At 72.8% G+C, this 18,046-nt stretch carries 18 protein-coding genes and 1 pseudogene; 6 read left to right on the forward strand and 13 right to left on the reverse strand.

Going from position 1 to position 18,046, the window contains the following annotated elements:
• Position 1 precedes the first annotated feature (1 nt).
• From ACFZP7_RS03055 to ACFZP7_RS03070, 4 genes are read right to left on the reverse strand one after another with little or no spacing between them, the layout of a single operon-like run.
• Entirely contained in the window at positions 2-595 is a 594-nt protein-coding gene (locus ACFZP7_RS03055; protein ID WP_030973478.1) for an ATP/GTP-binding protein, read from the reverse strand.
• Positions 570-947 (reverse strand): DUF742 domain-containing protein, encoded by a 378-nt coding sequence (locus ACFZP7_RS03060; protein ID WP_029392894.1) that lies wholly within the window; start codon positions 945-947, stop codon positions 570-572. The genes ACFZP7_RS03055 and ACFZP7_RS03060 overlap by 26 nt, the downstream gene beginning before the upstream one ends.
• Positions 944-1,345 (reverse strand): roadblock/LC7 domain-containing protein, encoded by a 402-nt coding sequence (locus tag ACFZP7_RS03065; RefSeq protein ID WP_019324213.1) that lies wholly within the window; start codon positions 1,343-1,345, stop codon positions 944-946. The genes ACFZP7_RS03060 and ACFZP7_RS03065 overlap by 4 nt, the downstream gene beginning before the upstream one ends.
• Positions 1,342-2,514 carry an ATP-binding protein gene (locus ACFZP7_RS03070; RefSeq protein WP_385633787.1) on the reverse strand — a complete coding sequence of 391 codons (1,173 nt, stop codon included), beginning with the start codon at positions 2,512-2,514 and terminating at the stop codon, positions 1,342-1,344. Before ACFZP7_RS03070 ends, ACFZP7_RS03065 begins: the two co-directional genes overlap by 4 nt.
• A gap of 332 nt (positions 2,515-2,846) precedes the next feature.
• On the opposite strand from ACFZP7_RS03070, the gene ACFZP7_RS03075 reads away from it, so the two are divergent.
• The 3 genes from ACFZP7_RS03075 (at position 2,847) to ACFZP7_RS03085 (ending at position 5,561) form a co-directional block, all read left to right on the forward strand.
• Positions 2,847-3,599, forward strand: coding sequence for a sulfite exporter TauE/SafE family protein (locus ACFZP7_RS03075; protein ID WP_175438164.1), 753 nt, complete (start codon positions 2,847-2,849; stop codon positions 3,597-3,599).
• Between the two features lie 286 nt (positions 3,600-3,885).
• Positions 3,886-4,614, forward strand: coding sequence for a trypsin-like serine protease (locus tag ACFZP7_RS03080; protein WP_046250619.1), 729 nt, complete (start codon positions 3,886-3,888; stop codon positions 4,612-4,614).
• A 116-nt stretch (positions 4,615-4,730) separates the two neighbouring features.
• On the forward strand, positions 4,731-5,561 hold the full coding sequence (locus tag ACFZP7_RS03085; RefSeq protein WP_385633788.1) for an ABC transporter ATP-binding protein: 831 nt from the start codon (positions 4,731-4,733) through the stop codon (positions 5,559-5,561).
• A 208-nt stretch (positions 5,562-5,769) separates the two neighbouring features.
• Here the strand turns inward: ACFZP7_RS03085 and ACFZP7_RS03090 are convergent, their stop codons facing one another.
• The 3 genes from ACFZP7_RS03090 to ACFZP7_RS03100 form a co-directional block, all read right to left on the reverse strand.
• Positions 5,770-6,135 (reverse strand): transglycosylase family protein, encoded by a 366-nt coding sequence (locus ACFZP7_RS03090; protein ID WP_031018363.1) that lies wholly within the window; start codon positions 6,133-6,135, stop codon positions 5,770-5,772.
• 103 nt (positions 6,136-6,238) lie between these two features.
• Positions 6,239-7,708 (reverse strand): sialate:H+ symport family MFS transporter, encoded by a 1,470-nt coding sequence (locus tag ACFZP7_RS03095; protein ID WP_164288239.1) that lies wholly within the window; start codon positions 7,706-7,708, stop codon positions 6,239-6,241.
• Positions 7,709-7,764: 56 nt separating this feature from the next.
• A complete protein-coding gene (locus ACFZP7_RS03100; RefSeq protein WP_385633789.1) occupies positions 7,765-8,694 on the reverse strand; it encodes a dihydrodipicolinate synthase family protein in 930 nt (309 codons plus the stop codon).
• Between the two features lie 249 nt (positions 8,695-8,943).
• On the opposite strand from ACFZP7_RS03100, the gene ACFZP7_RS03105 reads away from it, so the two are divergent.
• On the forward strand, positions 8,944-9,429 hold the full coding sequence (locus tag ACFZP7_RS03105; protein WP_019324205.1) for a DUF5949 family protein: 486 nt from the start codon (positions 8,944-8,946) through the stop codon (positions 9,427-9,429).
• A gap of 75 nt (positions 9,430-9,504) precedes the next feature.
• Here the strand turns inward: ACFZP7_RS03105 and ACFZP7_RS03110 are convergent.
• Together ACFZP7_RS03110 and ACFZP7_RS03115 are read right to left on the reverse strand one after the other, a co-directional pair.
• Positions 9,505-10,043, reverse strand: a pseudogene (locus ACFZP7_RS03110) (isochorismatase family cysteine hydrolase).
• Between the two features lie 74 nt (positions 10,044-10,117).
• A complete protein-coding gene (locus tag ACFZP7_RS03115; RefSeq protein ID WP_385633790.1) occupies positions 10,118-10,915 on the reverse strand; it encodes a restriction endonuclease in 798 nt (265 codons plus the stop codon).
• 144 nt (positions 10,916-11,059) lie between these two features.
• On the opposite strand from ACFZP7_RS03115, the gene ACFZP7_RS03120 reads away from it, so the two are divergent.
• Positions 11,060-12,133, forward strand: a complete 1,074-nt coding sequence (locus ACFZP7_RS03120) for a nitrous oxide reductase family maturation protein NosD (RefSeq protein WP_030973494.1) — start codon at positions 11,060-11,062, stop codon at positions 12,131-12,133.
• A gap of 55 nt (positions 12,134-12,188) precedes the next feature.
• Positions 12,189-13,217 carry a methyltransferase gene (locus ACFZP7_RS03125; protein ID WP_031018355.1) on the forward strand — a complete coding sequence of 343 codons (1,029 nt, stop codon included), beginning with the start codon at positions 12,189-12,191 and terminating at the stop codon, positions 13,215-13,217.
• Between the two features lie 77 nt (positions 13,218-13,294).
• Here ACFZP7_RS03125 and ACFZP7_RS03130 read toward each other — a convergent pair whose 3' ends face one another.
• From ACFZP7_RS03130 to ACFZP7_RS03145, 4 genes are all read right to left on the reverse strand, one after another.
• Positions 13,295-14,455 carry a SchA/CurD-like domain-containing protein gene (locus ACFZP7_RS03130; protein ID WP_355516940.1) on the reverse strand — a complete coding sequence of 387 codons (1,161 nt, stop codon included), beginning with the start codon at positions 14,453-14,455 and terminating at the stop codon, positions 13,295-13,297.
• Between the two features lie 175 nt (positions 14,456-14,630).
• On the reverse strand, positions 14,631-15,308 hold the full coding sequence (locus ACFZP7_RS03135; RefSeq protein WP_106435606.1) for a class F sortase: 678 nt from the start codon (positions 15,306-15,308) through the stop codon (positions 14,631-14,633).
• A 118-nt stretch (positions 15,309-15,426) separates the two neighbouring features.
• The gene (locus ACFZP7_RS03140) at positions 15,427-15,858 is read right to left on the reverse strand and encodes a hypothetical protein (protein WP_019324198.1); all 432 of its coding nucleotides are present in this window, start codon (positions 15,856-15,858) and stop codon (positions 15,427-15,429) included.
• Between the two features lie 186 nt (positions 15,859-16,044).
• Positions 16,045-17,943: a SpoIIE family protein phosphatase gene (locus tag ACFZP7_RS03145; RefSeq protein WP_385633791.1), complete on the reverse strand. Its 1,899-nt coding sequence runs from the start codon at positions 17,941-17,943 to the stop codon at positions 16,045-16,047.
• Positions 17,944-18,046 lie beyond the last annotated feature (103 nt).

Genomic DNA, 18,046 nt, shown 5'->3' on the forward strand with positions numbered 1-18,046 from the left:
CCTAGCGGGTGCGGTCCAGCAAGTAGCGGACGAGGGTGGTCAGTGCGGCGGCCGAGGACTTCTCGTCACGGGCGTCGCAGGTGACGACGGGGGTGTCGTCGAGCAGGTCCAGTGCCTCGCGCAGCGCCCGTTCGTCGCGCAGCGGCGCGCCGTCGAAGTGGTTGACGGCGATGGCGTAGTCGAGGCCGTACTGCTCGATGAGGTCGATGACCGGGAACGAGTCGGCCAGCCGCTCGGGGTCGACGAGGACGAGGGCGCCCAGCGCGCCGCGCGCCATGTCCTCCCACATCTGCACGAAGCGCTGCTGCCCCGGGGTGCCGAACAGGTAGAGGACCACGCGGTCGCTGATCGTCAGACGACCGAAGTCCATGGCGACCGTGGTGGTGGTCTTGCCCTGGACCCCCTTGAGGTCGTCGACCGACTCGGCGGCCTGGGTCATGGTCTCCTCGGTGGACAACGGCTCGATCTCGGAGATGGAGCCGATGAGGGTGGTCTTGCCCACCGCGAAGTGACCGACGACGAGGATCTTGACCGCGGTCTGGGTCGCCCCGCCGCGCACGTAGTCCCGCTCATCCAAACTTGGCGCGGAGCCCATTGAGCACCTCCTCCAGGATCTCCTTGTCGGCCGGCCGGGCGCGGGCCACCGGCGGGCGGGTCATGATGTGGCCGCCCTCCTTGAGGGAGGCCAGCAGGATGCGCACCACGCCCAGCGGGAAGTGGGTGTGCCCGGCGATCTCGGCGACCGACAGGTATCCGGCCGAGCAGAGGTCCAGCAGGCTCTGCTCCTCCGGGGAGAGCCGGGCGGGCCGCCGGGTGTCCTCGGCGGACGCGGTGACGAGGGTGATGAGGGAGAGGTGCTCCTCGTCGGGCAGGCCGCGGCCCTTGGTGATGACGTACGGCCGCACTAATTCCGGCGCCTCGGGCTCCCAGCCGTCGTGGCCGGTCATGAGCGCGAACCGAGGTTCTCGCGCGGCGGGGTCGTCAGCCGCTTGCCGAGCTGGGCGACGAGCTGCTGCATCCGGAAGGTGATGTCGGCCATGTCGACGTCCGGGGAGGCGGAGACGCCGAGGTAGGCGCCCTCGCCGGCGGAGATCAGGAACACCCAGCCGCCGTCGAACTCGACGAGGGTCTGCCGCCAGGACTGGGTCGGGTCCTCACAGAAGAAGGCGAGCGTCCGGCTGAGCGACTGGACCCCGCTCATCGCGGCGGCGACCCGGTCGGCGTCGTCCTTGTCGAAGTCCTGCGTCCGGGCCATCAGCAGCCCGTCGGCCGAGATCAGGACCGCGTGCAGGGCCCCGGGAATCTCCAGGGCGCTGTCGAGCATCCATGACAGATCGTCGTTCACGAGTCCTCATGTCCTTCTCTGCTTGCACCAGGTGTTCTGCCGTTCCGGTCGGCGTCCCCGGGCCGGGTGACGCGGCCGGTCTGCGTGCCCCGTTGGAAGGCGGCCATCACCCGCGCCTGCTCGGCGTCGGAACGACCGGCGGAGGGCGGGGCGGAGGCGCTGCCGGGCACGATGGCCATCGGGCGCTTGCGACGCCGTCGGGGCAGGCCGTCGCTGGTCTGGGAGGGGGCCGGCGCGGCCTGCGGCCCGCCGTCCGGCTCCGGCCGGGCGGCGGTGCGGACGGCAGGCGCGGGCGCCTTCTTCTCCGGCATGGCGGTGAGCAGGTCGTGCGGCAGCAGGACCACGGCGCGCACACCTCCGTAGGGTGAGGAGGAGTCCACCGACACCTCGAAGCCGAAGCGCTCGCACAGCAGGCCGATGACCGCGAAGCCGAACTGGGGCGGGTTGCCGAGCCCCGCCACGCCGGAGGCGCGCTCGGTGGCGAGGAGCTTGTCGGCGCGGGCGCGCTCCTCGTCGCTCATGCCGACGCCGGCGTCGTCGACGACGACGCAGATCCCCTTGGGCACGGTCCGGATGTTGATCTCGACGACGGTGTCCGGGCTGGAGTAGCTGGTGGCGTTGTCCAGCAGCTCGGCGAGGGCCAGGGCCACGGGCTCGACGGCGCGGCTGGTGATGCCGAAGTCGACCTGGGAGAGGATCTCCACCCGCCGGAAGTGCCGGATGCGCCCCTGGGCGCTGCGCACCACGTCGTACACCGAGGCCGTGTCCCGCCGGCCGCCGAGCCAGCCGTCGCACAGCACCGCGATGGACTGCGCGCGCCGGCCGAACTGCGAGTTGGTGTGGTCGATCTCCAACAGGTCCTGGAGCAGGGCGGAGTCCCCGTACTTGGTCTGCAACCGGGAGAGCACCAGCTGCTGTTCGGCGGCGAGGCCCTGCAGGGTCCGCATGGCCGACTTCAGCACGGTCTTGGTCTCGTCCTCGGCCCGCTCCTGCGCCGCCCGCACGGACTTGCCGTAGTCGTTCTCCAGCTCCGTGTAGTGCTGCTTGAGCCCCTGGACCTCCTGCCGCAGAGCTCGGGCCGCCCGGCGCTGGCGGCCGATGAGCACGGCGGCGGCGACGAGGGCGACGAGAAGGACCCAGAGCAATGGGTTCCCTGTGTATTCGGTCATAAGACTCTCTTCAGGCGACTGAAGGCCGGTTCGCTGAGTTCCCGTCCACGCGGGCGGTCCGGCGGACCGACCGGCACGGTGGGTGCTGCCCGGACTGTCCCTGAAGTCGGGGATGCCGTCTTCCACCCATCCGCCCGCTCCGCAAACGCGGTGATCGTATCACCGCATGATCAGGTGAATTTACGTCAAGAACTGTTCATCCAGGACCGGTTGGAACCGGCGGTTCCCGTCACTTCGGCGATAGGTACAGTCGGCCGCGTGAAAGCTGCACAGGACACCTTCCGGCCGTACGCGAAGCCGCCCGCGGACGGCACGCCGTGACGCCCGAGGCCATGGCCGCGGTGTTCGCGGCGGGCGTGGGGGCGGGCGCCATCAACAGCGTGGTCGGCTCCGGGACCCTGATCACCTTCCCCGTGCTGCTGGCCACCGGACTGTCGCCGGTCACGGCCACGGTGTCCAACGCGCTCGGCCTGATCCCCGGCTCCGTCAGCGGGGCCATCGGCTACCGCAAGGAGCTGAGCGGCCAGCGCCGGCGGGTGCTGCGGCTGGGCGCCGGCGCGCTGCTGGGCGGCCTTGCGGGCGCCACGCTGCTGCTCGCCCTGCCGGAGGACGCGTTCGAGACGATCGTGCCGGTGCTGGTGGGCCTGGCCCTGGTACTGGTGGCGCTCCAGCCGCAGATCGGCCGGTGGGTGCAGCGGCGCCGGGAGCGCACCGGCGTCCCGCCGCGCCGGGACGGCGGCCCGCTGCTGTTCACCGGCCTGACGCTGGCGAGCGTCTACGGCGGCTACTTCACGGCCGCGCAGGGGATCATCTACCTGTCCCTGATGGGGATGCTGCTGGACGAGTCCCTGCAGCGTCTGAACGCGGTCAAGAACGTCCTCTCCGCGGTCGTCAACACCGTCGCCGCGCTCTTCTTCCTCTTCGCCGCGGACTTCGACTGGACGGCGGTCGGGCTCCTCGCGACCGGCTCGGCGCTCGGCGGATACGCCGGGGCGAAGGTGGGCCGCCGCTTCAGCCCCCTGGCCCTGCGGATACTCGTCGTGACGGTCGGCACCGTCGCCCTCGTGCAGCTGCTGCTGCGCTGAGCCGCTGTCCAGCCGGCCGCTTGTCCGCACCCTCCGGCGACGGACGACGGACGACGGACGACGGGCGAACCGGACGCTGCTGATGATGCCGGCGCCGACCCGACCCCGCGGTCTCCGCGGCCGGTTGAGCCTCCCTTCGCGGGCCCGGAGCAGACATGCTCCGGGCCCCTTCCATAACGCCGCGTTATGGGAAGCAGGGATTGGCGGCCCCGCGCGCGTGCCCGAGATGCTGAGCGCCCCCACCCACCACACGCGGCCCCACGCGTGTCGTCGGAATCGAGGAGCCTTGCGCACATCCAGACTCGTCCCCACCCTACTGGCCGCGCTCATGGCCGCACTGCTGTCCGCCCTCGCGCTCGCCCCGCAGGCCGCAGCGGCCGAGCCCAAGCCCGGTGACGGCGGCCCCCAGCCCATCATCGGCGGCGGCTACGCGCAGAACGCCCCCTGGGCCGCCCGGCTGTTCTCCAACGGCACCCAGACCTGCAGCTCCACCATCATCTCCCCCACCTGGATACTCACCGCCAAGCACTGTGTGAGCGGCGGCGGGCTGTCCTTCCGCATCGGCAGCCTCGACCAGAGCTCCGGCGGCACCGTGGCGAACGGCGTCCAGACCGTCCCCCACGCCTCCTCCGACCTCGCCCTGGTGCGCCTGGACCGCTCCGTCTCCGCCTCCTACGCCCGACTCGGCCAGCCGGGCACCGTGCGGGTGGGCCAGAACGTACAGGTCTACGGCTGGGGCGCCACCTCCCGGTGCGGCTCGGAGATCAACTGTCAGTCCCGGTACCTGAAGGTCGCCAACCTGACCGTCACCCGAGGCTGCTACGACGCCTACAACGGCCAGGCCATCTGCGCCCGCCCCGGTGACGGCATCACCGCGGGCGGCGACTCCGGCGGCCCGATGATGGCCGACGGCGTCCAGGTCGGCGTCGCCTCGACGAGCGACCGCCAGACCACCACGGCGTACACCAACGTGACGGCGTACCGCTCGTGGATCCAGTCGGTGGCCGGCGTCTGACACCTCCCCCGGGACCCGGGCCGGGCCGTCCAGCAACCGGACGGCCCGGCAGACACATGGTGAGTGCATCTATCCTTCGGCGCGAACGACCGGCCTCCCGCGCGAAGGAGCTCCGCATGGCAGGGCAGACAGCAGACCCTCGGATGAACGAGCACGACGAGGCCGTCCTTCGACTTCGGGACGTCGGCATCCGCCGCCACACCACCGACCAGCTCATCCTCGACGGGATCGACTGGACGGTCCGGCCGGGAGAGCACTGGGCCCTGCTCGGCGCCAACGGCGCGGGCAAGACCACTCTGCTGCGGCTGCTCGGTGCCCTGATGCACCCGACCACCGGGACGGTGGAGGTCCTCGGCAGCCGGCTCGGCCGGGTGGACGTGCGTGAGCTGCGGGCCCGCATCGGCCATGTCACCTCCGCGCAGCGGGTGCCGCAGGACCTCACCGCGCACGCGGTCGTCCTCACCGGACACAGCGGCACCGTCCAGCCCCTGTGGCGCACCTACGACGACGAGGTCCGCGCCCGCGCCCACGAACTGCTCACCGAACTCGGCGTCAAGGAGCTGGCCGACCGGCCCTACGGCGTGTGCTCGGGCGGACAGCGGGCGCGGGTCCTCATCGCCAGGGCCCTGATGGCCGACCCGGCGCTGCTCCTCCTGGACGAGCCCTTCAACGCCCTGGACCTGCCCTCCCGCGAGGACCTCGTCGAGGCCATGCACCAGCTGGCCGCAGGGCGCCCGCGGCTGGCGACCGTGACGGTCACCCACCATCTGGAGGAGCTGTTCCCCGCCGTCAGCCACGCGCTGCTGCTGCGCGAGGGCCGGGTCCTGTCCCACGGGGAAGTGGAGGGCGTCCTCACCGACCCGCTGCTGACCCGGTGCTTCGGCCGGGACATCACGGTCGCCAGGCGCGACGGGCGCTGGTCGGCCTACTCCGGACGCCGCCTCTGACGGGCCACGGGCGCCGCAAGCCGCAACGGGACGGGCGAGGGCGGCCCCGGAGGTATCGGCGTACGGACCTCCGGGACCGCCTCTCGGCTCCCCCGCCAGGCGACTGCCCACCCGTCGCCCCGGGGAAACGCCGGGCGGCACCGGACGGGTCACGTGCACCCGCACGGGTTACCCCGGTCAACTCCGGGCGTGGGCGCCCGATGACATGTCAGGCGCAGCCCCAGGCCGACATGCCCTGGATACGGGCGAGGCGCTCGGCCACGGCGATCTGCTCCCCGCGGGTGGCGAGGTCCGCGCGGGGCGCGTACGCGAGGCCGCCGGCCGCGGCCCAGCTCGACGGGGCGAACTGCAGACCGCCGTAGTAGCCGTTGCCCGTGTTCGCCTTCCAGTTGCCGCCGGACTCGCAGGCGGCGATGGCGTCCCAGTCGGTGCGCGGGGGGACTCGCCCCGCGGCGGCCGCCTCGGTGGTGGCGGCCAGGGCCGCGGCGGCGAGCAGGGCCACCGCCGCTCCCCGGGCGGTGCGTCCGCGTGCCGCGCGGCGACCGCCGCGATGAACATCTCGTCCACAGATCATACGAAGACTGTTGCACCGGGTGACCGCGCGATGTCTCGCCGGCCACCGTCCGGTTGCTCCGGCCGGGGCACACGGACCACCCCGACGGCCTCCGGCACGGGCGTCACTTCGCCGTCCGTACGCGGCCGGTGCCGCCCGCCGCCGCCTCGGTGGCCAGGTGGTCCGGCACGGCCCGCGGGTCGACCAGACGGTTGAGGCGGCTCGGGACGTCGAAGCCGATCAGGAGGACCACCACCAGGGTCAGGGAGAAGGTCAGCACCGCGAGCGCCCGTCCCAGCGGCATCGTCGACGCCAGTTCGGCCCCGAGCACCGGGGCGACGGCCCCGCCCAGCGCTCCGACGTTGTAGACGAAGCCCAGGGACGCCGCCCGGCTCCCGGTCGGGAAGTGTCCGGCGATGTACTTGGGGAGCAGTCCCGAGACGCCCTGCATGCAGGCGAGCATCAGGAACAGCAGGATTCCCAGCTGGAGCCGGCTGTCGCGGACCGCGAAGACCGGGAAGACGAAGCAGATGCCGATCAGCAGGGTGGCGGCGTAGGCCCTGCGGGTGCCGAACCGGTCCCCCACGAAGCCGGTGACGACGCAGCCGGCCATCGTGCCGAAGCCGGCGTAGTAGAGCGCGTCGCTGACCTGGGCGGGGGTGAAGCCGAGTTCGGTCTTGAGGTAGGTGGGCAGCAGGGCCTGGACGGGCCAGCTGTAGAGGAAGGCGCAGAAGACGGTGGCGCACAGCGCGACGAACAGCGGCCACCGGCTGCGGCCGCCCAGTTGGACGGCGAACGCGGTCAGACAGGCCGCCGCCACGACGGAGAGGACGGGTACCGCTCCCGTGCCGAGCGGGGTGAAGACCGCGAAGAGCGACCCGGTGGCGACGGCCGCGAGCACCGTGTTGACGGTCGCCCGGCGCCGGCCCGCGAACAGCGGCCGGAAGGGGTTGGGGCGTTCACCGGCGGCCCCCACCTCCGCCTCCCAGTCGTCGGCCTCGGGCAGCGCCCGCCGGACCCACAGCGCGACGACCACCGGGAACAGGCCGATGTAGAACAGCCAGCGCCAGCCGTGGGCCGGCACCACCTGCTCGTACACCTCGGCCGCCAGGACGCCGCCCAGGGAGAAACCGGAGATGAGGAAGCCGGAGGCGCGGTTGCGCAGCCGTGCGGGCCAGCTCTCCATGACGTACGTGGCGCTGGCGCTGTACTCGCCGGCCATCCCCATGCCGATCAGCAGCCGGGCGGTGAACAGACTGGTGTAGTCCCAGGCGAAGCCGCAGGCGAAGGTGCCGACCGAGTACAGCAGGATGCTGGCCACCATGGCGCTCTTGCGGCCGAACCGGTCACCGAGCGCGCCCAGCACGGCGCCGCCGAGCCAGCGGGTGATGAAGGCACCGGAGACGAGGCTCGCGGACTCGACGGCCGTCAGCCCGAAGTCGTCGGCGATCTCGGTCAGCACCAGGGTGATCAGCACGAAGTCGAAGCCGTCGAGGAGATAGCCGATCCAGGCGGCGAAGAACGACTTCCACTTCTGCCGGGACACCTGGCGGTACCAGGGCGGGGGCACGTCGGCGGTGCGCGCAGGAGACATGACGATCCAATGCGGGTGGGGGGACGCGCGTCAGGGCGGGAGCGCGGGCCGGTCCGTCACAGGAGGCCGGCCTCGGTGAGCAGGTCGCGGACGCGTGCCACGGCCGTGGCCTCGAGCGGTACCTGGGGTGCCGCGGTCGCCGCGCAGTCGATGAGGCCGAGCAGATGTGCCGCGGCCTTGAAGCCGCCGAGCGCGGCGGAGCCGGGGCCCATCAGCGCCGGGTCGCCGGCCTCGGTGAGGGCGAAGAGCGCGGCGAGACGGTCCTGCTCGGCCTTGGCCGCGGCCCAGTCCCCCGACCGCGCGGCCGTGTAGAGCCGTACGTAGCCGCGGGCGTCGACGTTGCCGAGTCCGGGCACGACGCCGTCCACGCCGGCGAGCAGGGCGCAGTCGACGGTGAGTTCGGACCCGGTGAGCACGGAGAAGTCCGGAGCGTGCCGACGCAGTTCGATCAGCAGGCGGCGCAGCCCACCCTCGTCGCCGCTGGAGTCCTTGAGTCCGGCGAGGGTGCCGTCGGCGGCGAGGCCGAGCACCACGTCGCGGGGCAGCCGGGTGTGCACGGCGACCGGGATGTCGTAGGCGAACAGCGGCAGACCGGCGCCCTCGCGGACGCGCCGGAAGTGGTCGGCGATCTCGACCGGGTGGGTGCGGGCGTAGAACGGGGCGGTGGCCACCAGCGCGTCGGCACCGGCCCGGGCGGCGTCGGCCGCGCGGTCCAGCACCCGGGCGGTGGTGGTCTCGATGACGCCGGCCAGCACGGGGACCCGGCCGGCCGCGCTGTCCACGGCCGTTTCCAGCGCGGTCAGCCGCTGGGTGTCGGTGAGGTAGGCGGCCTCGCCGCTGGAGCCGAGCAGGAACAGGCCGTGCACGCCGGCCCCGATCAGGTGCTCGGTGAGCCGGCGGACCGAGGCGGTGTCGACCCGGCCGGTCGGGGTGAGGGGCGTGAGGACCGGCGGAACGACGCCGCGCAGCGGAGCGGGGAAGGGCATGCGGTACTCCAGGTCGTGCTGTCCCGGTCCCGGGGGCGGTGGGCGGTGCCACGCGTCCGGAACCTACCGACGTGGTGTGTTCTGCGTCCTGTTGGAGTGACACACGCCGGCGCGGGGGTGTCAAGGGCGCACCGGGCCGGAGGAGGAGCCGCCCTGGGGGCCCCTCGTTCGTGTGAAGAACCGCGAGGGTGTCGGCCAGTCGGGTGAGCGGCGGGCCGGCGCGCCCGGGCCCGCCCTTACGGTTTCGCGGTGACCATCTCACCTGACACCCAGCCCCTGCGGACCGCCGACCTCGGCACGCTCGTCATCATGTCCTGGAGCCGCGAGACCCCCGACGGCGACGTCCCCTTCCTGCTCGCCTGTTCCCTCGGCGACGGCGAGGGCGGAGCGGAGGCGACCGGGGCGGCCGTGGAGCGGCTGCTGGGCCACGCGGGGCTGCCCGTCGGCGAAGGCGTCGTCGACGCCGCGCGGCTGCCGAACCTGCCGGTCAACCTGCTCGTCGTGCCGGGCGCCGCCTCCCTCACCATGCCCGGGATCAACGCGCAGTTCGTGCCCACGCCCGAGTGGCGCAGGGCGGTCGACGAGCGTGGGTACGCCTGCCTGATCTTCGCCACGCGTCCCTGGTCCGGCGGGGAGCCGGGCGAGGGCGAGGCGGTCGCCGCCTTCGCGAACGACGCCGCGACACTGGCGTCGGCGGCCCAGGTCGTCCTGCCCGTACGCACCCTCCGGGGCTGACGCGGCGCCCCGCTCCGCCGGCCGGCACCCGTGCCGGTCCAGCGGGGAGCGCCGCGACGGCTCGCGGCCCGTCCGTCAGGTCCACAGCTCGCCGCTGTCGCACAGCCGGGCGCCCATGTTGCGCTCCATCATGCGCAGTGCCGCGTCGGCGAGGTCGGCGTGGATGTGGGCGACCGCGTCGCGCGGCACGATGACCTGGAGGTGGCGGATGTGGGCGTCGAGCGCCGAGTAGAGCACGCACTGCTCGGTCACCTGCCCGCACAGCACCAGCCGGTCGATGCCCTGCTCGTGCAGCAGGTACGTCAACGGGGTCTCGAAGAAGATCGAGTGGCGTGCCTTGACCACGAAGAGGGAGGAGTCGTCGGGCTTCACGGGCTCGACGAGGTGTGACTGGGGTCCGGCGAGGGCCTGGTCGAGGATCTCGCCGTGGTGCGAGCGCCACTCGCCGAAGTTGTCGTTGACGTAGATCACGGGGACGTCGTGGCGCCGCGCCCGCTCCAGCAGGCCGGTCACTGCGGGGAGCACCGACTCCACGGCGGGGATCAGCGAGTCGGCGTCCTTGTGGTCATAGGTGTTGATCATGTCGATGACGATCAGCGCGCGGTTTTGCCCATGCCGCACAGGTTGCCACTGGGCGGGCGTGAAACCGCCTCACCCCGGCCGACCGCCGTCCGGTGGGCGGCGCGGTTCACCCCAGGGCCTCGTCGACGGGGCCGGTCTCCCCGGCCTGGCCGGGCACGAGCGCCCAGGGCGCGGGTCCCCGGCCCCCGTTCCACTCCCGCAGCCGGTCCGCGTCCACGCAGACTATGCCGCACTGCTCGGCGTACTCGGCGGCCGGCCGGGTGAAGCCGCTGGTGGTGACGACCACCGCGACGTCGGCCTCGTGGACGGTGAAACAGGTGCCGCCGAAGCGCTGCAGGTCCTCGGAGCCGACCTTGTTGTCCTCGGCGTAGCGCTTGCACTGGATGACCAGGCGGCGGCCGTCGGGGGCCACCGCTATCACGTCCGCGCCGAGGTCCCCCGCGCCGCCGACCACCTCTGCCTCGGCACAGCCGTCCCGCAGGCAGAGGCCGGCTATCGCCTGCTCGAACTCGTCGGGATCCAGGACCGCGTGGAGGTCGACCGTCGCGGCGGTGGGTTCGGGGACGAGTGGCGCCGGGGCCGCGGGCGCCACCGTCCGGGTGGCCTCCAGGGCGTCGAGGGCCGTCGCCGCGCCCTCCTCCAGCGCGCCGGTGGTGCGGCGCGCCAGGCCCAGGACGGAGAGCCGCGAGCGCCCCCGCCGTCCCAGGACGACGGCCGCGACGGCCACCAGCACCAGGACGAAGGCCCAGGCGGGACGCCGCTCGGCGACGTCGAGGGCCGTCCTGACGATCCACCCCGCGACGCACAGACCGACGGCGGCGAACCCGAAGAACAGGGCCGTCGCCCGGAGGTCGAAGCGGCGCCCGGAGCGCTGCCGGCGGGGATGTCGCACGGGCACGGTCACGTCGGTGTTCCCTTCCTTGCCGGGGACATGAAGATCACTGACGCCCGTCTGCCCAAGAACCGCGCGTTCACCGTCGGTTCATGACACGCCGTCGGATGGCTTATCCGAACGGTGCGGGATTCTTCGGGGCATAACGTGCGGAATATGAAGAAATGCCATGTCGTGTACCTGGTGTGCACCGCAGCGATGATCGGAACGGGGCTCGGCGCGGCTCCGGCCTCCGCCGGCCACATGATCCACGTCGTCCACCCCGGCGAATCGATCCAGAAGGCGGTCGACGCCGCCGAGTCCGGCGACACCGTCCTCGTCACCCCGGGCACCTACCACGAGAGCGTCAAGGTGAGCACGCCCGGGCTCACCCTGCGCGGCATGGGCCGCAACACGGTCATCAAGCCGGGCACGGAGAAGGCCACCGCGGACAACACCTGCGCCGAGGGCGGCAACGGCATCTGCGTGATCGGCACGAAGGACGAGAACGTCAAGGGCGTCACCGTCGCCGACCTGACGGTGACCGGCTTCACGCGCACCGGCGTGTTCTCCATGGCCACCGACGGCCTGACCGTGCGGAACGTGACGGCCGTGAAGAACGGGGTCTGGGGCATCGCCCAGGAGCGGTCGATCCACGGCACCTTCCGCGACAACACCGCCCGCGACAACGGTGACGCCGGCATCTTCCTCGCCAACAGCATCAAGGCCGAGGAGGGGGCCGCGGACACCGAGGGCACGGAGGTCGCCCACAACCGGCTCGAGGGCAACCGGATCGGCGTCACCGTCCGGCGGCTGCGCAACCTCGCCGTCGCGGACAACCACATCACCGGCAACTGCGCGGGCGTGTTCGTCGTCGGCGACGAGAACAAGCCCAAGGCCGGCGACCTGGTCGTGCGCGACAACCGCGTCGTGCGCAACAACAAGTCCTGCCCGAAGACCGACCGGCTGGAGGCCCTCCAGGGTTCCGGCATCGTCCTGACCGGCGTCGAGAAGGTCCTGGTCGCCGACAACACGGTCGAGGGCAACGCCGGGAAGTCGTCGATGTCGGGCGGCATCGTCCTGGCCGCGAGCATGGTGGGCACCCCCAACGCGAGCAACGAGGTCAACGGCAACCGGCTGCGCGACAACTCCCCCGCCGACCTGGTCAACGCCGGGACCGGCGACACCGCCAAGAGCAACACCTTCACCGGCAACACCTGCGGCGCCTCCAAGCCCGCGGGACTGTGCTGACCGGTCGGCCCCCGTCACCCCCGAAGTAGTGGAAGAAGAAGGAAGGACGCGGCACATGACGACCGCACAGACCGCCCCGCCCCCGCCCATGCGGCTGCGGGAGCTCGTGTTCGGGGCGGCATGTGCCGCCGCCCTCCGCGCCGCCGCCCGGCTCGGCGTGGCCGACGCCCTCGGCGACTCACCGATGGCCGTGGAGGACCTCGCGGCGGCGGTGAAGACCGAACCGCGCCCGCTGCGCCGGCTGCTGCGCGCCCTGACCTGCTACGGCGTCTTCGCCGAGCACAAGGACGGCACGTTCGCCCACACCGACATGTCACTGCTGCTGCGCGAGGACGACCCGCACAGCCTGCGCTACATCGCCCTGTGGTGCACCGAACCGTGGACCTGGGACGCCTGGCCCCTGCTCGACGAGGCGGTCCGCACCGGCTCCAACGTCGTCGAGGGCCTGTACGGCAAGGAGTTCTTCACCTACCTCAACGAGGACGCCCCCGAGTCGGCCGAGGTCTTCAACCGGGCCATGACCACGTCCAGCCGGCAGTCGGCGCAGGACGTGGCCGCCCTCCTCGACCTGTCGGGAAGCACGTCGGTCGCCGACATCGGCGGCGGACAGGGCCACGTGGTGGCGAGTCTGCTGGAGAAGTACCCGGCGATGCGGGGCACCCTCCTCGACCTGCCCCGCGTCGTGGAGAACGCCGATCCCCGGCTGCGCGAAGGCGGTTCGCTCGCGGACCGGGTACGGATCGTGCCGGGCGACTGCCGCGAGGAGATCCCCGTCCGGGCCGATGTGTACATCATCAAGAACATCCTGGAGTGGGACGACGACAGCACCGCCCGCGCCCTGCGCAACGTCAAGGCGGCCGGCGGACCGGGCGCACGGGTCGTCGTCATCGAGAACCTCGTCGACGACACGCCCTCGATGCGGTTCAGCACCGCCATGGACCTGCTGCTCCTCCTCAACGTCGGCGGCGCCAAGCACACCACCGACAGCATGGTGGGCCGGCTGACCGAGGCGGGCCTCACCATCGAGGACATCCGCCCGGTCAACCCCTATCTGCACGCGTTCGACTGCAGGGTGCCCGAGTGACCTGAGGGAGGACGCGGCGAAGCGGCCGCCGGTACGCGTGCGACGCGTACCGGCGGCCGCTTCCGTGGGAGCGCGGGTCAGGCGCCGGGCGCGCGACGGTCGGTGACGAGGTCCATGCGGGCCCCTTCCAGCGCCCGGAGGAGTTCGCCGCCGGCGAGTGCCGGGTCGTCCGCCCCGGCCGCTCCGTCCAGCAGCGTGGTCAGCTCGGCCACCCGTCCGGCGTCGGCGAGACCGAGGGCCACCGCCGGATCACCGTCGTCGAGATCGCCCCGTACGTCGACCAGCCGCACCACGACGTCGTCCCGCTGGAAGACGGTGCTGCACAGGACCGGGCTGCGCGGGTCGTCCGCCGCCGCCGCGTCGCCCTCGGCCAGCAGCTGGGCCAGCCGCATGCCGCAGCCCGGCCGGGCGGGGTACGACAGCGCGTGCCGCCGCGCCGCCGGGTCCTGCTCCCCCGCCGTGACGTGGTGCACGGCGGGCAGCGCCGCCCGGGTGTAGAACACCCGGGCCGACTCCGGGTCGCCGAGATCGCGGTCCTGCTCCAGGTACGGGTTGATCGCCTCCTCGACGGCCCGCACCTCGGGCTGTTCGGCCACGTGCCGCAGCGCCGCGAGCAGGTCGCCGCGGACCTCGATGGCCCGCACCACCCGGTTGCCGTGCAGGAAGAGCGAGGTGCGGCACAGCCGTGTGGTGTCGTCCACCCGCGGCTCGGGCGAGGCGTAGTCGGCGAGGATCTCGGCGACCTTGTCCTCGGTGCCCGGTTTCACGGTGAAGGTGAGCGCGTGCCGGATGACCCCGTCCCCGATCCGCGGTGACGTCTGGAGCCCGCCCCGGGGGGCGGAGCCGGTGCCCGCCGCCGGGTGCGCCGTCTCGCGGACCACGTGGAAGCGCAGCGACCGGGTGTCCCGGACGCAGCTGTGCAGCGGCTTCACCATCCGCACGTGCTCCTCGCTGCTCACCCAGTTCAGGAACGGCGGGGCGCTCTCCCATTCACTGGTGATCAGCCACTGCGAGGGGTTCTCGATGGACTGGCACAGTTGCTCGCCGAGGTGCCCGGGCACGGACTCGACGTGGCTGCGCAGTTGCTCGTAGGTCTCGAGGAACTGCTGCTGGGCCCCGTCGTAGACCTCGACCAGCAGGACGACCCGCAGGCGGGAGCCGTCGAAGACGGTCTGGGAGACGTGGTGCGACAGCTGTCGCGTCAGTGGTTCGGAAGCAGGGGTGGGCGTGGTGGTCATCCTGCGCACATCTCCTTCGCGGGTCCTTGCGGGTCCTTCGCGGGGGGGGGGAACGGGAGGGTCGGCCGCGGTGGCGCCGCGCCGGCGTGCCTCGATCCTGTGCCCGCCCCCGGTGGCGCGCGACTCGTGTGCACTGCGCGGGTGACCGGCCGGACACCGGTGCCCGGCGCCCGGCTCAGGTGAGGTGGGCGAAGACCACGAGGTTGTCGGTGTAGTCCTTGGCCTTGCGGTCGTAGTCGCCCGCACAGGTGATGAGCCGCACCTCGGCCCGGTCGGTGTCGCCGTAGACGCGCTTGCTGGGGAAGTCGTCCTTGTCGAAGGTCTCCACGTCGTCGACCTCGAAGGACGCCGTGCGTCCGTCCGCCCGCCGCACGTGGAAGACGTCGCCCTCGTCGAGCTGGGCGAGGCGGGCGAAGACGGCCGCGGACGTCTTGGTGTCCACGTGCCCCGCGATGATCGAGGTACCCGTCTCGCCCGGGGAGGCGCCCTTGGCGTACCAGCCGACGAGGTTGGTGTCGTCGGGCGGCGGCGCTTGGAGCTGTCCGTTCTCGCCGATGGCGAGGTCGGTGAAGGGGGCGTCGACGGAGATCTCCGGGATCAGCAGGCGCACCGGCTTCGACCGGGGCAGGTCCGTCCCGGCGGCGTCCGCGGCGGCCGGCGCCGACGGGGCCGACGCGCCGGGCTGCGGGGCCAGGGGCGGACGTGCGGAGTCGGACGACGTGTCGTTGCCGCCGACCAGGCTCACCGCCAGGACGAGGAGGGCCACGGCGCACAGCAGCGTCATGCCGGAGCGGGACCCCTGTGCGGACGGCGCGTGATCGTCGCCGGCGGGTGGAGAGGGGGGAAGTGCCATCGAGGACCACCTCGTTCGAGTACGGCGGCAGCGGACGGAGGAGGAGCGGGTGGGAAGCGAGCCGGGCCGCCACGCGGTCTCCTGGTGGCGGCCCGACTGCTATCTCGCCCGGCACGGCTCACGCCACCGCGCCGGCCGACTTCCTGCGCCGGAGGGCGTACAGACCCGTTCCGGCGACGGCCAGGACGGCCAGCCCGCCCGCGGTCGTGGTCGGCGTGTCCAGCCCGCCACCGCCGGTGTGCATCCCGCCGCGCGGCTTCTCGTGCTCGCCGCCCCAGGACTTCTCGCCCTCGTCCTGCTTGTAGGTCCCCGAGCCCTCCTTGGAGCCGCCGCCGTCCCAGTCGCCCTCGTTCACCGCCGTGAGCGCACCGCCGCCGGTGTGCATTCCGCCACGCGGCTCGTCGTGCTTGCCTCCGTTGTCGTGCTCCTTGCTGTAGGAAGAGTCTTCGTGCTCCCAGTCGCCGGCGGTCGCCGCGTAGGCGCCCGGTGCGCCGAGGACGAGGACGGCGGAGACCGCCGCGGTGGTCAGGAGCGTACGAGCAGAACGCATCTGAGGTTCCTTCCGTCACGACCGGGCAGCTGGTGCTTCGTCAGCTGAGGTGACCCGGTCCCGACGTGAATTACCGTCAGGCCGGACCGCGGGCGGCACCACTCAAGGCGCTCAGGCGGGTGACGTGACGGGGCATCCGGCGGTGGAACCGCCGACGGTCCGTCGGGGGACGGCGGGTGACGGCGGCTACGCGCCCGGGTCGGTGTGCGTCGGGTCGAGCACCTCGGGGTCCTGGCGGAGGGAGCCGGGCGCGGCCCGGTCCGGGGCCGCCTCGCTGTGCGTGGACTGGGGCGGTGGCGGCGGCGAGGTGTCGCCGGGTGCGCCGACGCCCGCGGCGGGCAGACGCAGGGCGAGCAGGGCGACGTCGTCACCGCGCGGTTCGATCCGGGCGAGCAGTTCGTCGCAGAACACGTCGACGTTCTCCGCCTCCGGACGGCGGGCCAGGACGCCGGCGTGGTGGCGGAGCTTGGCCATGCCGGCGTCGATGGGGCGGTCGCGGCTCTCCACGAGGCCGTCGGTGTAGAGCAGGAGGATGCTCTCCGGCGGCAGTTCCTCGGTCGCGTCGGGCCAGTCCAGGCCGAGGCGCAGGGTGGCGCTCATGCCGATCAGCGGGCCGTGCCCCGCCTCCAGGAAACGCGTCGCGCCGTCCGGGCCGACCACCAAGGGCGGGGGGTGGCCGGCGTTGACCCAGTGGAAGTTCCAGGGTCCCCCCTCGGGGCCCTCGATGCGTGCGAAGACGAGCGTGGCCATGGGGGCGTCACTGGTGTTGGTCACCGCCTCGTCCAGGCGCCGCATGATGACGCTGGGCGGCTCCATGTGGTCCCAGGCCAGCGCGCGCAGCATGTTGCGCACCTCGGCCATGTGGGCGGCGGCCTGGAGGTCGTGGCCGACCACGTCCCCGATGACCAGGGCCATGACGCCGTCGGCGAGCAGGAAGGCGTCGTACCAGTCGCCGCCGACCTCCATCGCGCTCTCGGCCGGCCGGTAGCGGGCCGCCATGCGCACGTGGTCGACCTGCGGGAGGGGTGTCAGGAGCTGGCGCTGCATGGTCACGGCGACGTTCTGCTGCTCGTGGTAGAGCCGGGCGTTGTCGAGGACCAGTGCGACGCGGCGGCCGATGTCGGCCAGCAGGGCGATCTCCGCCTCGGTGTGGGCGGGGTGCGTCCCCGCGCGGGCGACGGTCAGCGTCCCGTACGACCGCTGCCGGGTGCGGAGCGGGACGACGACGGCGGAGTGGCCGCCGAGGCGTTCGAACAGGACGCGGTGCGTGGCGGCGAGCGGGTGGTGCGGGTCGCTCAGCACCTCCTCGGCGCTCAGCGGGACGGGGCGGTCGCCGGTGAGGAGCCGGTTCAGCGCCGCGCGGGCCGGGTCCGGCAGCGGGGTGACCGGCCCCCTCAGCCGTCCGGCCCGGTGCGGGTGCGTGCTGCTGCGCACGGCGACCCGTTCCACCTGTTCCGCCCCGCCCCGGTGGACGTCGGCCGCGGCCCACTGGCCCAGTTCCGGCACCAGCAGCCGCAGGAGACGGCGCAGGATGACGGAGGTGCGTTCGGTGGGGACGAGGACCGTGGAGATCTCGGCCACCAGATGCAGCTGGGTGGAGAACGCCTCCAGGGCGGCGGTGCGTTCCTCGGCCTCCTGGGCGGCGCTGCGGTGCAGGCTGAAGTCGTGGAAGACGAGCACCAGCCCGTCCCGCCGGCCGTCCCTGACCAGCGGTGTGGTCGCCCAGATGATCGGTACGGCGGTGCCGTCCGCCCGCAGGAAGTACTCCTCGCTGCCCTCCTCGGCCGCCGCCGTCCCGTAGAGGGGGTTGCGCAGGGAGCACCGCTCGCGCGGCACGGGGCTGCCGTCGGCGTACCGGTGCAGCAGGTCGTGCGCGTCCTGCCCGACCATGTCCCGGGCCCGCCGGCCCAGCAGCTCCTCGGCCCACGGGTTCACGGAGGTGATGCGGCCGGGGGGGTCGAGGGTGAGGACACCGGCGCCCAGGGCCTCCAGCACGGCGCGGGCGAACCCGGGCTCGGGAGCGCCGTCCGCCTCGTCCGGCCGTCGCCCCTCGCCCTCCCGGTGGCCCGCCCAGCGTGACGCCACGACCCTCACAGCCTTCCGATGCCGTCCATCCGGCCAGGTTCCCCCACCGGCCGCCGGCGAACCGCCCCGGAGGGCCGAAGGAGGGAGATCGGATAGGCTCCGC

This window comes from Streptomyces sp. SudanB5_2050, from assembly GCF_964272335.1.
Taxonomy (GTDB): Bacteria; Actinomycetota; Actinomycetes; order Streptomycetales; family Streptomycetaceae; genus Streptomyces; species Streptomyces rochei.

Bases quoted from the DNA above. Each gene is read 5' to 3' on its own strand.
- ACFZP7_RS03100 (WP_385633789.1), bottom strand. From the start codon at position 8,694: ATGCCCTTCCCCGCTCCGCTGCGCGGCGTCGTTCCGCCGGTCCTCACG.
- ACFZP7_RS03125 (WP_031018355.1), top strand. From the start codon at position 12,189: ATGACGACCGCACAGACCGCCCCGCCCCCGCCCATGCGGCTGCGGGAG.
- ACFZP7_RS03085 (WP_385633788.1), top strand. From the start codon at position 4,731: ATGGCAGGGCAGACAGCAGACCCTCGGATGAACGAGCACGACGAGGCC.
- ACFZP7_RS03135 (WP_106435606.1), bottom strand. From the start codon at position 15,308: ATGGCACTTCCCCCCTCTCCACCCGCCGGCGACGATCACGCGCCGTCC.
- ACFZP7_RS03140 (WP_019324198.1), bottom strand. From the start codon at position 15,858: ATGCGTTCTGCTCGTACGCTCCTGACCACCGCGGCGGTCTCCGCCGTC.
- ACFZP7_RS03055 (WP_030973478.1), bottom strand. From the start codon at position 595: ATGGGCTCCGCGCCAAGTTTGGATGAGCGGGACTACGTGCGCGGCGGG.
- ACFZP7_RS03095 (WP_164288239.1), bottom strand. From the start codon at position 7,708: ATGTCTCCTGCGCGCACCGCCGACGTGCCCCCGCCCTGGTACCGCCAG.
- ACFZP7_RS03120 (WP_030973494.1), top strand. From the start codon at position 11,060: ATGAAGAAATGCCATGTCGTGTACCTGGTGTGCACCGCAGCGATGATC.
- ACFZP7_RS03130 (WP_355516940.1), bottom strand. From the start codon at position 14,455: ATGACCACCACGCCCACCCCTGCTTCCGAACCACTGACGCGACAGCTG.
- ACFZP7_RS03075 (WP_175438164.1), top strand. From the start codon at position 2,847: ATGGCCGCGGTGTTCGCGGCGGGCGTGGGGGCGGGCGCCATCAACAGC.
- ACFZP7_RS03070 (WP_385633787.1), bottom strand. From the start codon at position 2,514: ATGACCGAATACACAGGGAACCCATTGCTCTGGGTCCTTCTCGTCGCC.
- ACFZP7_RS03090 (WP_031018363.1), bottom strand. From the start codon at position 6,135: ATGATCTGTGGACGAGATGTTCATCGCGGCGGTCGCCGCGCGGCACGC.
- ACFZP7_RS03060 (WP_029392894.1), bottom strand. From the start codon at position 947: ATGACCGGCCACGACGGCTGGGAGCCCGAGGCGCCGGAATTAGTGCGG.